The organism is Cupriavidus sp. FW216-B1 (assembly GCF_058789195.1).
In genome coordinates this window covers 102,289-118,988 of record NZ_JBYTEL010000017.1, presented here as the reverse complement: position 1 = coordinate 118,988, position 16,700 = coordinate 102,289, and the positions used below count along the sequence as shown (strand labels likewise).

Annotated in this window: 15 protein-coding genes and 1 pseudogene; 4 read left to right on the top strand and 12 right to left on the bottom strand. The window is 61.4% G+C overall.

All coding sequences use genetic code 11. The annotated features are described in order from the left end of the window. Positions 1 to 23: 23 nt before the first annotated feature. From AC3WXD_RS26655 to AC3WXD_RS26635, 5 genes are read right to left on the bottom strand one after another with little or no spacing between them, the layout of a single operon-like run. Complete coding sequence (locus AC3WXD_RS26655) at positions 24 to 1,220, bottom strand: tyrosine-type recombinase/integrase (RefSeq protein WP_017514037.1); 1,197 nt, start codon at positions 1,218 to 1,220, stop codon at positions 24 to 26. A gap of 46 nt (positions 1,221 to 1,266) precedes the next feature. Beyond that, positions 1,267 to 1,908 (bottom strand): DUF6904 family protein, encoded by a 642-nt coding sequence (locus AC3WXD_RS26650; protein ID WP_017514036.1) that lies wholly within the window; start codon positions 1,906 to 1,908, stop codon positions 1,267 to 1,269. A 14-nt stretch (positions 1,909 to 1,922) separates the two neighbouring features. Continuing rightward, positions 1,923 to 2,198, bottom strand: coding sequence for a type II toxin-antitoxin system RelE/ParE family toxin (locus AC3WXD_RS26645; RefSeq protein WP_017514035.1), 276 nt, complete (start codon positions 2,196 to 2,198; stop codon positions 1,923 to 1,925). Next, complete coding sequence (locus tag AC3WXD_RS26640) at positions 2,198 to 2,467, bottom strand: CopG family ribbon-helix-helix protein (RefSeq protein WP_017514034.1); 270 nt, start codon at positions 2,465 to 2,467, stop codon at positions 2,198 to 2,200. Before AC3WXD_RS26640 ends, AC3WXD_RS26645 begins: the two co-directional genes overlap by 1 nt. Positions 2,468 to 2,518: 51 nt before the next feature. After that, a complete protein-coding gene (locus tag AC3WXD_RS26635) occupies positions 2,519 to 3,214 on the bottom strand; it encodes a GIN domain-containing protein (protein ID WP_017514033.1) in 696 nt (231 codons plus the stop codon). A 254-nt stretch (positions 3,215 to 3,468) separates the two neighbouring features. Between AC3WXD_RS26635 and AC3WXD_RS26630 the strand changes: the two genes are divergently transcribed. Then, positions 3,469 to 4,506 carry a DNA-binding protein gene (locus tag AC3WXD_RS26630; RefSeq protein ID WP_017515764.1) on the top strand — a complete coding sequence of 346 codons (1,038 nt, stop codon included), beginning with the start codon at positions 3,469 to 3,471 and terminating at the stop codon, positions 4,504 to 4,506. Positions 4,507 to 4,513: 7 nt separating this feature from the next. On the opposite strand, the gene AC3WXD_RS26625 is transcribed toward AC3WXD_RS26630, so the two are convergent. The 7 genes and pseudogenes from AC3WXD_RS26625 to cadR all read right to left on the bottom strand — a co-directional run bounded on the left by AC3WXD_RS26625 (position 4,514) and on the right by cadR (position 11,142). Then, the gene (locus AC3WXD_RS26625; RefSeq protein WP_156174057.1) at positions 4,514 to 4,678 is read right to left on the bottom strand and encodes a hypothetical protein; all 165 of its coding nucleotides are present in this window, start codon (positions 4,676 to 4,678) and stop codon (positions 4,514 to 4,516) included. A gap of 48 nt (positions 4,679 to 4,726) precedes the next feature. Further along, positions 4,727 to 5,251, bottom strand: coding sequence for a cytochrome b (locus AC3WXD_RS26620; RefSeq protein WP_049286305.1), 525 nt, complete (start codon positions 5,249 to 5,251; stop codon positions 4,727 to 4,729). A gap of 148 nt (positions 5,252 to 5,399) precedes the next feature. Beyond that, complete coding sequence (locus tag AC3WXD_RS26615; protein ID WP_017511440.1) at positions 5,400 to 6,326, bottom strand: cation diffusion facilitator family transporter; 927 nt, start codon at positions 6,324 to 6,326, stop codon at positions 5,400 to 5,402. A 113-nt stretch (positions 6,327 to 6,439) separates the two neighbouring features. Beyond that, a pseudogene (locus tag AC3WXD_RS26610) lies at positions 6,440 to 6,925 on the bottom strand (TolC family protein); the annotation flags it as partial. Between the two features lie 32 nt (positions 6,926 to 6,957). Further along, positions 6,958 to 9,930, bottom strand: a complete 2,973-nt coding sequence (locus AC3WXD_RS26605) for a Tn3 family transposase (RefSeq protein ID WP_003056098.1) — start codon at positions 9,928 to 9,930, stop codon at positions 6,958 to 6,960. A gap of 2 nt (positions 9,931 to 9,932) precedes the next feature. Next, complete coding sequence (locus AC3WXD_RS26600; RefSeq protein ID WP_001162010.1) at positions 9,933 to 10,490, bottom strand: recombinase family protein; 558 nt, start codon at positions 10,488 to 10,490, stop codon at positions 9,933 to 9,935. A gap of 232 nt (positions 10,491 to 10,722) precedes the next feature. Continuing rightward, positions 10,723 to 11,142: a Cd(II)/Pb(II)-responsive transcriptional regulator gene (cadR, locus tag AC3WXD_RS26595; RefSeq protein WP_005303894.1), complete on the bottom strand. Its 420-nt coding sequence runs from the start codon at positions 11,140 to 11,142 to the stop codon at positions 10,723 to 10,725. Between the two features lie 85 nt (positions 11,143 to 11,227). On the opposite strand from cadR, the gene AC3WXD_RS26590 reads away from it, so the two are divergent. Genes AC3WXD_RS26590 through AC3WXD_RS26580 form a run of 3 tightly spaced genes read left to right on the top strand, consistent with a single transcriptional unit; the run spans position 11,228 to position 16,686 of the window. Beyond that, positions 11,228 to 13,633 (top strand): heavy metal translocating P-type ATPase, encoded by a 2,406-nt coding sequence (locus AC3WXD_RS26590; protein WP_005303896.1) that lies wholly within the window; start codon positions 11,228 to 11,230, stop codon positions 13,631 to 13,633. Next, the gene (gene lspA, locus AC3WXD_RS26585) at positions 13,630 to 14,721 is read left to right on the top strand and encodes a signal peptidase II (RefSeq protein WP_096450781.1); all 1,092 of its coding nucleotides are present in this window, start codon (positions 13,630 to 13,632) and stop codon (positions 14,719 to 14,721) included. Before AC3WXD_RS26590 ends, lspA begins: the two co-directional genes overlap by 4 nt. An 18-nt stretch (positions 14,722 to 14,739) precedes the next feature. Then, positions 14,740 to 16,686, top strand: a complete 1,947-nt coding sequence (locus AC3WXD_RS26580; protein ID WP_005303902.1) for a cytochrome c/FTR1 family iron permease — start codon at positions 14,740 to 14,742, stop codon at positions 16,684 to 16,686. Positions 16,687 to 16,700 lie beyond the last annotated feature (14 nt).

Here is a 16,700-nt window from a genome sequence, read left to right as displayed (position 1 = left end):
CTACGGTACCTACCTGGGTACGCTTAGGTGCCCCAGCCCAGCCGGTGGTTCGCCTGCGTCGCCGCGTGGCGCAGATCCTCTTCGGTGTGCAGGTAGATGCTGGTCGTGGTGAGCGACGCGTGGCCGAGGTTGTCGCGCACGAAACGCAGGTCGACATGGCTGTCGGTCATGTGGGTGCCGGCGGTATGGCGCAGCCAGTGGGACGATGCGCTGGCCAGCCGATCCGCCTGCACGTTGAACTCAGGCCCCTGAGACCGCAGCCGGTCAGCCGCCAGCTTGAACACCTCTTTGACGATCAAGTGAATCGCCGCGCGCGAGAGCGGCTTTTCCGGTCTGATCACGGGCAGCAGCAAAGGGCGCGTTTCACCGGCCTGCGGCGACGGCGGCAAGCCACAGATGCGCCGGTAGCGTGCCAGTTCCGCGATCAGTTCGTCGGTGGCAGGGACCAGTCGTGTCTTGTCGCCCTTGCCCTTGACCTCGATCCACCAGCGCTCGACGCCAGTGGCATCGCGTCGGCAGAACACCGCGCCCATCGGCGTACTGGCGATTTCCGCCGCACGCAGGCCGGCGAGGTACAAGACCGAGAACAGCCACCGGCAACGGGCCGCATGCAGCCGGTCGCGTTCGGTCGTGACGGGCATCGTCTCGATCGTGGCTCGAACGGTATCCCAAAGGTCGTGCGTCAGGTACCGCGTCACGCGCGGCGGCGCCTTGGTGCCGCGCCGGCGTGCGAGCGACAACGGATTGCCGGCCAGATACCCCGCTTCGACGAGCCAAGCGAACAGCGCGTTGAGGATCGTCATCGCATGCCGCACGCTCGTGGGCGACAGCGGGCCGGCAAACGGGCGCCAATCGGGCGATGTTCGCGCCAGCTTCTTGCGCGAGGCCATGACCCAGCGCCATGCCGGCTGCGGGTCGGCCAGGAAGCGCTCATACACCAACAGGTCTTCGTGCGTGAGCGAGGACAGCGGCTTGCCGTGCTGCAGGATCGCCCACAACATCAGGCGCTCGGCTTCCTTGCGATAGGTCGCAACCGTGCCTGGAACCGCGGCATAGCGTGCGAGCCACGCAGCAACGGCGGACAGATCATCGTCCGCCGTGATTTGGCGGGTGCCTGCGCGCGCACGGTTGCCGCCGTTGGCCCCCGATAGTACCGGCGGGATGCGCAACTGCTCGATGGCCTGTGCGGGGCCGTTGAACGAAGGAACAAGCTGGGTCATCAATGAAGAGGTGCGGTCAGGTCAGCCGGAATGGACTGCATGTGCATCACCACTCGAAGTCCGGCCAGTCTTCATCGCTGTCGATGAAGGCGGTGGGCGGGATGACATCGGGGCGCATCGTGACATCCGACTTGGCCAGGTATCCATACATCGGATCGAATGTCGCCATCACCTTGGGCAGCATCTTGAGGCGCTGTTTGGGCGGCAGCGCAATGAAGTACCGACAGCGGCTATCGAGCACGCTCTCCAGGTGCACGTAGGTCGCGTTCGAGGCGGACCGTGTGCGGTGGATGACTTCATCGGCCAACACCGGCGTGGCGGCGCGTACTGCCGATTCGACCACGTGCTCCAACTCGAACATGATCGCCTGGTCGAGCTTGTTGGTCGGGACGAAGGCCATGGCCTGGCGCAGCACGCCGACCTGGGTCAGGAGCACCGGCCACAGGACTTCGACGCCGTAAATGCGGCAGCGGTCGTCCTTGGTGTCGCCGCGATGGTCGACGCTGCGCTGCCCCGAGTAGGCTTTGCGTACGTCGTACGCGAGGCCGAGCACAAAACCCTCCTTGTCCTCGATGTAGACGCTTTCCTGCACGACGTAGTGGATGAAACCATGCAGCCGTTCCAGCGCCGCGAAATCGCCCCACAACGCGACGCCGGCATGGTTCGGCGTCAGCCGGTACTCCAGCATGGTCTTGCCTCCTGTTATCGGTCTTCGCGGGTGTGCCACAGCCGCAGCACGTAGATGGTGTCGCCCTGGATCTCGTAGCGCATCTCATACTGGCCGACGAGGATGCGCCGTACTTCGCGTGGCTCGAATTGGAACAGTTGCTCACCCACGCGCGGATTGGTCAACAGGGTCTCTGGCGCCTTGATCAACGCCTGCACTGCGCGCGCTGCCGCTGGCTGGTTCACCGGGGCGAGAAACTCGTACAGGCGTGCGAGGTCTTCCTGCGCCTTTCCAGTCCACTGCAGTTCCATCAGCGCGGCACCGCCAGCGGTTCACCGGTGCCCAGGCTGTCCGCCCAGGCCTGCACCGCTTGGTGACCGATGACGCGGCCGGCGTCCACATCGGCCAGTGCCTCACGGGTGAGGCGATCGCGCTCCTCTTCCTGGGCAATCCAGGCAGACAGCGCCTGCTTCATGATCCAGCCGCGCGAGCGTTCGAGGCGGTCGGCCAGTTGGTCAACCTTTTCGGCCAGCGGCACCGGGACGTGGGCGGTCAATACGCGGGTTTCGGTCTTGGACATGGCGTCCTCCTGAAATCGGGTCAATACAGTCGGGCGAAGTGCCCGGCGCCGTCAGCGGAATTTGATCTTGCCGGAGCCGGCCACCCGGTCGTCCCGGCGCGGCGGGTTGCCCCGCACGACGATGTCTCCGGAGCCCGCGACGCGGGCGCGCACGTCGGAGCGCACGAAGGCCTCGATGTCGCCGGAACCCGCTACTGACAGGTCGGCCGACTCGGCGATCAGCTCGCTGGCATCGACATCGCCGGAGCCCGCGACCTGCACGTGCAGGCGGGTGACCTCGCCGGAGACGGTGATGTCGCCCGAACCCTGAATCTCCAGGTCCAGGGCATCTTGCCGCAGATCGAGCAAGGTGACGTCGCCGCTGCCCTTGATCTTGACCGCGGGGGACTCGGGCAGCGCGAGGCTCACCACCGCGCGAGGCTGGCGAAGCGAAACCGTCTGCCCGGTGGCTTGGCCGTTCACGATGTCGCCCATCACCACCGAGCCGACCGTGCCGTGGAAAGTCATGTGGCCGCTGCCAAAGCTGATCGATACGCCTTCGCGCTCGATGACCAGCTTGTCGCCTTTGTACTCGGTCCGGACCGCCGCCACCGCGTCGGCACTTTCACCGGCTACCACGAGTGCGGGCGTGTCCGCGCGCCGGAACACCACATCGACCGAGCCCCTGATGACGAGCTTGCGGATCGGTTGCAGGGGACGGTCCTCCTTGATGGCGTTCTCAAGGCGATCCCAGGCAGTGTCTTTCATTGGGGAGGGCATGTTGAGGCTCATCGGCTATAGCACAGGCAAATCATTGTGATTAAAAACCAATCATAGTGATTGAACGCCGCGCAATCAACTGTCCGCCAAGTCACTTTGAGCGAGACGCGTTAGGCCGGGCCACTGTGACATGATCACTAGACAGAAGCGCCATTATGTCTAAAGACTGCGGCGGATAATAGGGAATCAATCGGTTTACGTTGTATTATTTTTCTTCCAAGACGCAAACAAAGCCCGCGACCATGACGCTCGACCCCGCTTCCACTGTGGAAGACCAAGCCCTGCAAGCCGATATCGCCGCGCTGCGCGGCCGTTTCACCGATACCCGCGAGCTTTACCGGGAGGTCTGTGCGCTGCTGTTTTTTCGCTACGGCGTCACGCCGACGGCCAACAAGCTCTACAGCCTGGTGCGCAAGGGCAGCATGAGCACGCCGACCGACGTGCTGAACCGCTTCTGGCAGGACTTGCGGGAAAAGACGCGCGTCAAGATCGACCACCCGGAGCTCCCCGACGCCATGAAGCAGGTCGCGGCCGAGGCCGTGCTGACGATCTGGCAGGCCGCCTCGTCGGCCGCGACCGGTGAACTTGCCGCGCTACGGGCCGAAGCGCGCCACCAGGTGCACGCTGCCGAGACGGCACGTGACCAGGCGGCCGCCGAATCGGAAGCTGCCCGGCAGGCGACGGCAGCGACCCAGACGCAGCTCGATGCCGTTCGCGCACAGCTCACGGAGCAGCAGGAGGCGCTGTCCACCGAACGCCAAGCCCATGCCGCGACCGATGCCCGTCTGCAGGAGGCCCGCCGGCAACTGGATGAAGCGACACGGCAGTTGACGGAGCTGCGGACCGAGTTCGGCGCTCAGCTTGAGCGTGAACGGGAACGTGCTGACGCAGCCGACATGCGCGCGGCCAGTCACGAGAAGCGAGCACTGCGCGAGATCGACCAGGAGCGTACCGCTCGCCAGAAGAGCGAGAAGCTGGCGGAAGAACTGCGCGCGCAGCTTGTGGCCACTCGGGCCGAGATACAGCAGGCGGCTGTTCAGCACGCCAACGCGATCGGCGCCTTGCGCGCGGAACTGGGCGGGGCGCAGCAGCAGGCAGACGCCGCCGTGGCTCAGCTGCGCGCGGCGGCCGATCAACTGGCGCAGACTCAGTTGCAGCTGCAGGAAGCGCTGCGACGCGCTGAGCGCGCCGAGACCGAGGCGGCAACGACGCGCCGGTTGGTAGATGTGTTGAAGAAAGCGCCAGTTGGACGCGCTGGCCAGCGGCCAAAACCGGCCTGACGCCTAATTACCAAACGAAATAACAAGCGCCGCCTTCATCACCGAGAGGCTTATGATAGCGGGTCGGCTTATCTTGGTCGGCCCGCAGGTAGCGCGCCAACAATCCGGCCGCCAGCGTCGCGGCCGAGACAGCGAGCAGCGCTATATTGAGATGACGGAAGCCGGATTCCATGAACGATGGGCCTGCACGAATAGCGACCTGGAAGAACCGTTTGCTGCGCTAGATCATGCGACGCAACAATCGGTCTTTCAGCATGAACTCATGCCAGAGCGCTGCGGCCGCATGCAGCCCAACAAAGATGTACACGAGCGTGGCACCTGACTCATGCACCTCCTTGCTGAGGCTCGCCAAGCTCTTGTCCTGCAAAAGGGGGAGCGTCAAAGTCAGCCCGAACGGCTGAATCGGCTTACCACCCCAGGCCAGCGCCAGCACGCCAAGAATGGGCATCCCGACCATCAACAGGTAGAGCACGCCATGCGTGAGGCATGCTGCACGCTGCAGCAGTTGTGGGCCAGGGACCGGTGCCGGCGGCTGGGTTCCCCAGCGGACAAATAAACGCAGCACCATCAACGCGAGCACGGACAGCCCCGCGGTCTGATGAACCGCAAATGCCGCGGTGCGCGCGGTGCTGCCTTTGGGAAAAAAGTCGTGGATCTCGATCGCCACCACGGCAATCGTGACGGCCAGGAATACCAGCCAATGCAGGGATCGCATGGCAAGGGAGTACTTCTGTTCAGAGCGCATAAAACCACCTAGAAATTGGAGTGTGTGAATCATGGCTGCGCAGTACAACATCTATGTACTCGCATGCCCCGTTACGGAGCAGCGACTTCTGATCGATCGCCGCCGCGATACGGAAAACAGTTGTTGCAGATCAAAAAGGAAAACACGTTTAGGTCGGTGCCTCCACAGGGTCCACGTGGGTCATTACGTTGAGCACATCGCGGCGCAGCATGACGCGGCGCCGCGCTTCCAATGCAATGTCGTGGCCTTGTCTCACGTTGGCACGCGCATCGACTTCCAGGTGGACATCGACCAGGATCATGTCGCCCATGCGGCGGGTCTTGACGTCGTGTACGCCGTGCACGCCCGGCGTTTCCAGCATCGTTTGGTGGATCGCCTCAACGGTTTCCTGGTCGACGGCACGGTCCATGAGATCGTGCAGCGCCTCCCACCCGAAGTGCCAACCCATGCGCGTCACCATCAGGCCGACGATCAGGGCAGCCACAGGATCAAGCAGGCGGTAGCCGAACACATTGCCCACAATGCCGAGCGCCACCACCAGCGACGAGGCGGCGTCCGAGCGTGCGTGCCAGGCGTTGGCGACCAGCATGCTGGAGCGCACACGCTCGGCAACGGCCAGCATGTAGCGGAACAGCAGCTCCTTTGCCGCCAGCGCCCCGAGAGCGACCCACAGGCCGATGAGCTTGACTGGCTGAATGGCCTCGGGGTGCTCCAGCTTCACCACTGCATTCCAAAGCATGCCGACGCCGACGGCCAGCAATAGCAAGCCGAGCACTAGCGACGCGGCGTTCTCGAAGCGCTGGTGGCCATAGTGGTGAGTTGCATCCGGTCCTTTCTGGCTGTGGTGGCTGGCAAACAGCACAACGAAGTCCGAGATCAAATCGGACAACGAGTGGATGGCATCGGCCACCAACGCCTGGGAGCCGGCCAGGATGCCCGCCACGACTTGTGCAACGGTCAAGCTCAGGTTGACGCCCACGCTCACCAGCGTGGTGCGCCGTGCGGCTGCCTGGTTGGTCGCACTGTCTTCGGTATCCAGGTCGATCTTGAGATCGAGGTCTTCGGGATGTCGCATGATTCATCTACGTTAGGACACGTGGAGTACGCCGCTGCTTCGGTCGTTGCGAACGCACCCACGTTGATGGTTATCGCTATCTATTCATGGGGCATGTAAGGTGTTGCTCAAGATCAGTCATCGAAATCCCACATGCGATGCAGATCCAGCTGGAGCCGGCTGTCCGCCTCCAGTACGTTCACCCGAGCGAGCCGCTCGGCCAACACTGCGTCGGCAAGGCTGCGGCGTGCCACCAACAGCTCGGTCAAGCCGGACTCGCCGGCGCGAAACGCGCGGGTGGCGCGATCGGCTGCGCATCTCTGTAACGTAGCCGCTTCGATCTGTGCCTGCGCGGCTCCCCCTTTGCCTTGCAAGTCACGATAGAGCACGTCGAATTCCGCACCCAGGCGTCGTTCTGCACCGAGTCTGCGGCGAGCTGCAGCTTCCGCATCGGCCGCGGCCGCTGCTGCGGCAGTACGGCGATGCGCAGAGCCGAGCGGCATCGCCACGCTCACTCCCATGATGCGTTCCGCACCACCACGCTCCACCGATACGAACATGCCGACGGTGGGATCGGGCCGGCGCTCCAGATCTGCACGCTTGGCCATCTGCTGTGCCTGGGGTCGTCTCAGAAAACGGAAAATAAAGCACGCTAAGCCGGTGGCAGCGGTCGCAATGGCCTGAACTTCCCCGCACCGACCTTGGCACTGCTGCGCCATAGGTAATCGCCGGTCAGGTTGATATGCTCCCACCCCAGCGGTGACAGATATTGCAGCAACGTGTCGTCCAGCGCCTTGCCGTGGGCACGCAAAGCACTGGTGGCACGCTCCAGATAGACCGTGTTCCACAACACGATGGCCGCCGTCACCAGATTGAGGCCGCTGGCCCGGTAGCGCTGCTGCTCAAAACTGCGGTCGCGGATTTCACCCAATCGGTAGAAGAAGACCGCCCTGGCCAGCGCGTTGCGCGCCTCGCCCTTATTCAGCCCCGCATGGACGCGGCGGCGCAGCTCCACGCTTTGCAGCCAATCCAGAATGAACAGCGTGCGCTCGATGCGCCCCAGCTCGCGCAGGGCGACGGCCAAGCCGTTTTGGCGCGGATAGCTGCCGAGCTTGCGCAGCATCAGCGAGGCCGTCACCGTGCCCTGCTTGATCGAAGTGGCCAGCCGTAGGATTTCATCCCAATGAGCGCGAATAGCCTTGATGTTCAGCCTGTCGCTGCTAATCATCGGCTTGAGTGCATCGTAGGCAGTATCGCCCTTGGGAATGAACAGCTTGGTGTCGCCCAGGTCGCGGATGCGCGGCGCGAACCGGAATCCCAGAAAGTGCATCAGGCCGAACACATGATCGGTGAAGCCCGCCGTGTCGGTGTAGTGTTCCTCGATACGCAAGTCAGACTCGTGGTACAGCAGGCCATCGAGCACATAGGTCGAGTCGCGCAAGCCGACGTTGACCACCTTGGCGCTGAAGGGCGCGTATTGGTCGGAGATATGGGTATAGAACGTCCGCCCAGGGCTACTTCCATACTTCGGATTGATATGCCCGGTGCTCTCTGCCTTGCTGCCGGTTCGGAAGTTCTGGCCGTCCGACGATGACGTGGTGCCGTCGCCCCAGTTTCCGGCGAAGGGTTGTCGAAACTGTGCGTTCACCAGCTCGGCCAGCGCCGTCGAATAGGTTTCGTCGCGAACGTGCCAGGCTTGCAGCCAAGACAGCTTGGCGTAGGTGGTGCCAGGGCAGGACTCGGCCATCTTGGTGAGCCCAAGATTGATACCATCAGCCAGAATCGTCGTCATCAGCAAGGTTTTGTCCTTGGCCGTGTCGCCGGTCTTCAGGTGTGTGAAGTGGCGCGTGAAGCCCGTCCATTCATCGACCTCCATCAGCAACTCGGTGATCTTGAGGTGCGGCAGCAACATCGCCGACTGGTCAATCAAGGCTTGCGCGGCGTCTGGCACCGCTGCGTCCAGCGGCGTGATCTTCAGGCCCGATGCAGTGGTGATGATGGCATCCGGTAAGTCGTTGGTCGCCGCCATGCGGTTGACTGTGGCGAGTTGCGCCTCCAATAATTCCAGTCGGTCATGCAGATATTGGTCGCAGTCGGTGGCCACGGCCAGTGGCAATTCGCTGGCCAGCTTCAGGGTGGCGAACTTCTCGATCGGCACCAGGTATTCGTCGAAGTCCTTGAACTGGCGCGAACCCTGCACCCAAACATCACCAGAGCGCAGTGCGTTCTTCAGCTCCGACAGGGCGCATAACTCGTAGTAACGCCGGTCAATACCCTCGTCGGTCAGAACCAGCTTTGCCCAGCGCGGCTTGATGAATGCGGTTGGCGCATCGGCGGGCACCTTGCGCGCGCTGTCGCTGTTCATGCCGCGCAGCACGTCGATGGCATCGAGCACACCCTTGGCGGTGGGCGCGGCGCGCAGTTTGAGCACGTCCAGGAACTGCGGCGCATAGCGGCGCAGCGTGGCGTAACTCTCGCCGATATGGTGCAGGAAATCAAAATCGGCAGGCCGCGCCAGCGTTTGCGCCTCGGTGACGTTGGCGGCGAAGGTGTCCCACGGCATGACCGCTTCGATGGCGGCGAACGGATCGCCGCCGCTTTGTTTGGCTTCAATCAGCGCCTGACCGATGCGCCCATACATCCGCACCTTGTCGTTGATCGCCTTGCCGGAAGCCTGGAACTGCTGTTGATGCTTGTTCTTGGCCGCATTGAACAGCTTGCCGATGATGCGGTCGTGAAGGTCGATGATTTCATCAGTGACGGTGGCCATGCCCTCGATGGCCAGTGCTACCAAGGTGGCGTAACGCCGCTGCGACTCGAACTTGGCCAGGTCGGCGGGCGTCATCTGGCCGCCCTCGCGGGCGATCTTGAGCAAGCGGTTTTGGTGTACCTGCCGTTCGATGCCAGCAGGTAGGTCAAGCGCCTGCCAGGCTTTGAGGCGTTCGATGTGTTCAAGCATGTGGCGCGAGTTCGGCTTGGCGGGCGATTGGCGCAGCCACGCTAGCCACGTCATTTTGCTACCATCCTTGCGCTTGAGCAGTTCGTCCAGGCGCTGGCGATGGACAGGTATCAAGGAATCGGCCAATGCCGCATGGATGCTCCGGTTGGCACGGGTAATGGCCTCGGCGCTTGCGCGCTCGATGGCATTCATGGCGGGTAGGATGATGCTCTGCCGCCGCAGGTTTTCAACAAGGGTGCTGGCCAGCACAATGCCTTTGTCTGTTTGCAAGGCCAGTTCGGTCAGTGTATGCACGGCTTGCCGGTAGTGACTCATGGTGAAGGGCTTGAATCCAAACACCGTTTGCAGCTCGACCAAGTGCTCCCGCCGTGTCTGCTCGCGCTGGCCGTAATCGTTCCAGCTTTCCACCGGCACCTTGAGTTGTGCGGCCACCATGCGCAGCAGGGGCGGAAATGGAGGTTCATCGACGCCCAAGAAGATGCCAGGGAATCGCAAGTAGCAAAGCTGCACGGCGAAGCCCAATCGATTCGCGGCGCCGCGACGCTGACGGATCACCGACAGGTCGGTTTCGTTGAACGTGTAGTGCCGTATCAGTTCGTCTTTGGCATCTGGCAGTGCCAGCAGACTTTCGCGCTCGGTGGCGGACAGGATTGAGCGGCGTGGCATGGTCAGTCTTCCCGCAGGTACTGGTACAAGGTTTCGCGGCTGATGCCGAAGTCACGGGCCACCAAGGTTTTTTGGTCGCCTGCCGCAACTCGCCGTTTCAACTCGGCAATTTGTTCGCTGTTCAGCGATTTCTTTCGTCCCCGGTAGGCACCGCGCTGCTTGGCCAGCACGATTCCCTCGCGCTGACGTTCGCGGATCAGGGCGCGCTCGAACTCAGCAAAGGCTCCCATGACCGACAGCATCAGATTGGCCATCGGTGAGTCCTCGCCGGTGAACGTCAGCCCTTCTTTGACGAACTCCATGCGCACGCCCCGTTGTGTCAGCCCTTGGACGATGCGGCGCAGGTCATCAAGGTTGCGTGCCAACCTGTCCATGCTATGCACCACCACGGTGTCGCCCTCGCGGACGAAGGCCAGCAGCCTTTCAAGTTCGGGACGTTGTGTGTCCTTGCCTGAAGCCTTATCGGTGAATACCTTGCCGACTTCTATTTGTTCCAGTTGTCGATCAGGATTCTGGTCGAAGCTGCTGACGCGGACGTAGCCGATACGTTGACCTTGCAAGATGCCTCCAAAGGTAAAAATGTCAGGATGAAATCTATTACCCTTGACTGAATGTGTCAATAAATATAAATTCACACTCTACTCTGACGTTGTTTGTGCTCAACTGTCATTTTCAGAAGACGACTGCACGGAATATCAGAAGTCAGCCGCACGACCTTCTCCGATGCCAATTAGGCAGGCCGCTCACGAATCCAAAATCGCAGGCCAATGTCGGCGTGCGAAACAACTCATGCTATGCGTTGCATCCCGGATGATTGCAATCTGATAAACCTTGCAAGATGCCACATGCCTCTATTCGTCGAGCGCCCGAGCATTTTTCACGCAGCGAGAGCAAGTGCCGCTTCAATTGCAACAGCGCTTCGACGCGATCTTCGGTCTGACGAATATGGGCATCCAGTAGTGTATTGACGTCGCCGCAGTCCTGAGCAGGGTTATCTCGTAGGCCCAGCAGTATCCTGATTTCGCTCAGCGTCATGTCAAGCGAACGGCAATGACGAATGAACTGCAAACGCTCGATGTGCACATCGCTGTACAACCGAAAGTTGCCACCGCTTCGCGCTGGCTTTGGCAGCAGCCCTTCCTTTTCGTAGTAGCGGATGGTCACGACCTCGCACCCAGAGCGCTTGGCTAGATCGCCAATTCTGATTTCCATGCCTCAATCTCCATTTATCACTTGACTCTATAGTAACTATAGAGTTTTTAATGGAGGTTGTACAGAAGATTTGAAGGAGTTATCCATGAGTGAATGCGCTTCAAAGGCGTGTGGCTGCTCGGCTGGGCCGATCATGCAACCCACGACACAAGCCCCGCCGACAACCGGATCGGCTCAAGCGGTGTACCGCATCGAGAACATGGATTGCCCCACGGAAGAGGCGCTGATCCGAGGCAAGCTGGTTGGGCTGGCGGGTGTGGTTGGTCTTGAGTTCAACCTGATGCAGCGTACCTTGACCGTGCAGCACGAATTGCCTTCGCTGTCTCCCGTTGAACAGGCACTGAAGGCCATCGGCATGCAAGCTGTGCGCATGGATGAGGCGTCGGCTGGGCAGACAACCAAGCTGTCCATTGCCAAGATGGATTGTCCGACAGAGGAAGCATTGATCCGCAACAAGCTCGGCACCGTGGCCGGGGTTACCGGTCTCGATTTCAACCTGATGCAGCGCACGTTGTCGGTACGCCATGCTGACGGGGTTCTGCCGGATGTGCTTGTGGCACTACAAGCGCTCGGATTCGAGGCGCAGGTCGAGGACAAGGCCATGGCCGCGTCGCCATCGGCGTCCCCTGTGACAACGCAGACCAACTGGTGGCCACTCGGTATTTCCCTCATCGCCGCATCAGCGGCCGAAGCGGTCTACTGGTTCCACAACGGCAATCATTGGTCGGTCGTCATTCTGGCGCTTGTAGCGGTCTTGACGGGAGGCCTGTCCACCTACAAGAAGGGCTGGATCGCGCTCAAGAACCGTAACCTCAACATGAACGCCCTGATGTCGATTGCTGTCACAGGTGCCATGTTCATCGGCCACTGGCCCGAAGCTGCGATGGTGATGGTGCTCTTCGCGCTGGCCGAGGTGATCGAGGCCAAGTCATTGGATCGCGCCCGCAACGCCATCCGTGGACTGCTCGACCTGACCCCGGAGCAGGCCACGGTGCAACAGCCTGACGGCACCTGGCGAGAGGCAAGCGCCAAGCAAATCGCCATTGGCAGCCGAGTCCGGGTCAGACCGGGTGAGCGCATCGCGCTCGATGGCGAGGTGCTAGACGGACGCTCCACGGTCAACCAAGCCCCGATCACGGGCGAAAGCCTCCCGGTCGAGAAGTCCCCCGGCGATCCGGTGTTTGCGGGCACGATCAACGAATCCGGTTCCTTCGAGTACCGCGTTTCCTCCTTGGCCAGCAACTCCACTTTGGCCCGCATCATTCACGCGGTAGAGGCTGCACAAGGTAGCCGTGCGCCGACCCAGCGTTTTGTCGATCAGTTCGCCCGTTGGTACACGCCTCTCGTGTTCGCCCTAGCCATCGCCGTCGCACTGCTGCCCCCGCTTTTCATGGGCGCGGCATGGATGGACTGGATTTACCGTGCACTGGTTCTGCTGGTGGTTGCCTGCCCATGCGCCTTGGTGATCTCCACGCCGGTCAGCATCGTCAGCGGCTTGGCCGCCGCTGCCCGCCACGGCATTCTCGTTAAGGGCGGTGTCTATCTGGAAGAAGGCCGCAAGCTGCGCTGGCTGGCTCTGGACAAGACCGGCACAATCACGCACGGCAAGCCTGCTCAGACCGATTTTGTCGCATGGGGTCATGCACTCGCCTCGGATAGCCGCAGCATCGCTGCCAGTCTGGCGGCCCGCTCAGACCATCCGGTATCCAAAGCGGTGGCGCAGGCTGCGCAGCGGGATGGGGTTGCCTTGCTCGACGTGGCCGAGTTCAGCGCGCTGCCCGGTCGAGGTGTGCAAGGCCAAATCGACGGGGAGACCTACCATCTGGGCAACCACCGGATGCTGGAAGAGCTGGGGCAGTGCACACCAGAGCTGGAGCAGCGCATCGCAGCGCTGGAAACCGCAGGCAAGACCGTCGTGATGCTGGTGGGCGCAAAAGGGGTACATGGCTTATTCGCCGTTGCGGACACCATCAAGGACAGCAGCAAGAGAGCCATCGCCGAGCTGCATGCTCTGGGCATCAACACCGTGATGTTGACCGGCGATAACCCCCACACGGCACAGGCCATCGCCGCACAAGCCGGCATTGACCGCGCGCAAGGCAACCAACTGCCCGACGACAAACTGCGCGAAGTGGAGCAATTGTCCAGAAACGGCAAGGTTGGCATGGTCGGTGATGGCATCAACGACGCACCGGCCTTGGCGCGTGCGGACATTGGCTTTGCAATGGGAGCGGCGGGCACAGATACCGCTATTGAAACCGCCGACGTGGCCCTGATGGACGATGACCTGCGCAAGATTCCGACCTTCGTGCGCCTGTCGCGTGCGACAGCACAGGTGCTGATGCAAAACATTGTGCTGGCCCTTGGCATCAAGGCGGTATTTTTGGTGCTCACCTTCACGGGTCACGCGACCATGTGGATGGCTGTGTTCGCCGATATGGGTGCCAGCTTGCTTGTTGTCGGCAACGGCTTGAGGTTGTTGCGCCGATGAGCTGGAAACTCTTTCTCTATGACTGGGGTGGCCTGAACATCGCGTTGTTTCAAGCCATCAACACAGGCACGCCCGCCACGCTGAAACCACTGGCATGGTTCTTTGGCCTCGTGGGAAGTTACTGGACAGCGCCGCTGATGCTGTTGGGTCTGTGGTGGTGGTCGAAATCGGCTACAAACCCGGCGCGTGGTACGGCCGTTCGGCATCGCCTTATTGGTTTTAGCGCGGCCTTCTTGCTGGCGTTATTGGTCGCCACCGCCTTGAAGCTATGGTTCGACTTTCCACGCCCGCCTGCCGTCCTTGGCGACCTGGCGCGCGTCATCGGGGACAAAGAGCTTCACTACAGCCTGCCCAGCGGGCATGCCACCTATGCCGCGATGGTGGTCGGCGCGCTCTGGCCTTTGATGGGCCGCCGTGGTCGTCTCAGTTTAATGCTGTACGCCACATTGGTCGGCTGGTCGCGCATCGCGGCCGGAATGCACTTTCCGGCCGATGTGTTGGCGGGGTGGACGCTGGGATGGAGCTGCACGGCACTCGCCGGGTGGTTGCTGCCGTTGGCCGCCCCTGTGTGGCAATCGGCCCGCCGCACATCGGCTTGGGTCTGGTTCACCGTGGCCGCCAGTGCTGTCATGACCGATCAGCTCACGAAGTTCGCCATCATCCGCACGTTTGCCTACGGTGAGCAAGTCGAAATCACCCCGTTTTTCAACCTCGTTCATGTCCTGAATCCGGGTGCGGCATTCAGCTTTTTGGCGAACGCTGGTGGCTGGCAACGTTACTTTTTCATCACGCTGGGTCTGGCTGTTTCTGCTTGGCTGGGGCGCATGCTGTGCCAGCAACGGCCACGTCTCGAAGCGATGGGCTACAGCCTGATCCTTGGTGGTGCGCTCGGCAATGTCGCGGATCGTGTGCTGCGTGGATCGGTTGTCGATTTCCTCGACTTCCATTGGCAGCTTGTGCACTGGCCCGCCTTCAACCTCGCAGATGTGGCGATCACATCGGGTGCTGCTTTGCTCATCATGCAGATGCTAACCCAAGGCAAGGCGGTGGACACCGGCGCAAATGGGAATTATAATCATTCACAATGATATAATCCGAGAGTTTCCATGACTTGCCGAGCAACCTATCGCTGGCTGATGACTTTGCTGTTGGCGACTTGCGCGTTGATTGGCGGGCCAAGCTACGCAGCCGACACCACCGAACTCAAAGCCAAACAGATTTGGCAGCTTCTGGACTACGTCGCCGTCGATTACGGCGGCGCGGTCGCCAACGGTGCTGTCCTGAAAGCGTCGGAGTACGCTGAAATGCAGGAATTTTCAGCGACAGCCGAACGTCAACTGGGAGAATTACCTGACCAGACCGACAAGGGTCGCTTGTTGCAACAAGCGACCGCTTTGCGTGCTGCGGTAGCTGCCAAAGCCGATCCGGCCAGCGTAGCAAAACTGGCGCACGCGCTGTCCAGTGCGGTGCAAAAGGCGTACCCGTTTCCAGTCGCACCGACTGCCATGCCGGTCTTAGCGAAGGGAGGGCAGTTGTTTCAGGCCCAGTGTGCGGCCTGTCACGGTCAGCAAGGGCGCGGTGATGGCCCCCTAGCGGCATCCCTCAACCCCAAGCCGACCGCGCTGGCCGATCACATGCGGGCGCGCGAGCGCAGCTTATTCGCGCTACACCAAATTATCAGCAACGGTGTCCAGGGCACCGCTATGCAGGGCTTTGGCGCGTTGTCGGATGAAGACCGATGGGCATTGGCGTTCTTTGTTGGCACGCTACCTTATACGCAAAGCGACAAGGACGAAGGAGCCAAGCTCTGGCAAGCCAACGCGCAGGTTCGCCAGACGCTCGCCAGTCTGGATGTGCTGACGCAAACATCTGAGCATGTCTTGGCGGACAGGCTGGATGAGCCTTCCGCCAGAGCCCTGACGGCCTATTTGCGCGCCAATCCGAGCGCGCTGAATATCAGCAGTCCGAAGGGCACCGCGATTGCCAAAGCCAAACTCAGTGAGAGCGTGACGGCATTGCTGGCTGACGACCGTGCAGGTGCGACCAAGCTAGCCTTGTCTGCTTACCTCGATGGCTTCGAGCCGGTCGAACCGGCGTTGGCCACTCGCAATCGGCCGCTGTTCGAGAAGATCGAAGCCGCGATGGTGTCCTACCGGGCATTGATAGCCAATGGTTCGCCTGCCGATGTGCAGACAGCGGAGCTGCATTTGCGCGGCTTGCTGGATGAAGCGGACAAGGTGCTTGCCCCCTCCGACGACGATGCCGTGGCGGCCTTCATCGGTGCGTTAACCATCTTGCTACGTGAAGGATTGGAAGCCCTGCTGGTGGTCGTTGCCATGCTGGCGTTTCTCAAGAAAGCCGAACGGAAAGACGTATTGATCTACGTGCATGCAGGCTGGGCATCCGCGCTGGCCGCAGGCGGCATTACATGGGCAGTGGCAACTTACTTGGTCGGCGTCAGTGGGGCAAGCCGGGAGCTAACGGAAGGCTTTTCGTCACTCTTTGCCGCCGTGGTCTTGCTGGGTGTGGGCATGTGGATGCACCAGAAGAGCGTTGCCGGTCGTTGGCAGGTCTACCTCAAGGAAAAGCTGTCTTCGGCGCTCAACAAGCGCACGGCATGGTTCTTGTTTTCGCTGGCCTTCGTCGCCGTCTACCGTGAGGTGTTCGAGACGGTGCTGTTCTACGCAGCGCTCTGGACAGAAGGAAATGGCTGGCCCCTGCTGGCGGGCTTGGGCACTGGCATGGGAATCCTGGCCCTGCTGGCAGTCGTGCTGCTGCGCACCAGTGCGCGCCTGCCGATTGGCCAGTTCTTCGCTGCCAGCTCACTGCTGGTGGCCATACTTGCCGTGGTCTTGGCAGGCAAGGGCATCGCAGGTCTGCAAGAAGCAGGGTTATTGCATACCAGCCCAATATCGATCCCACGCATTGATCTGCTGGGCATCTATCCGTCGTGGCAAACACTCTCAGCGCAATTCGCTGTGTTATTCATCATTGTGGTGGTTTTTACGATCAATTCGCGGTCATCGCGTCAAATGGCAGTACAAAAAAGCTGATTTGACGGCGTGAA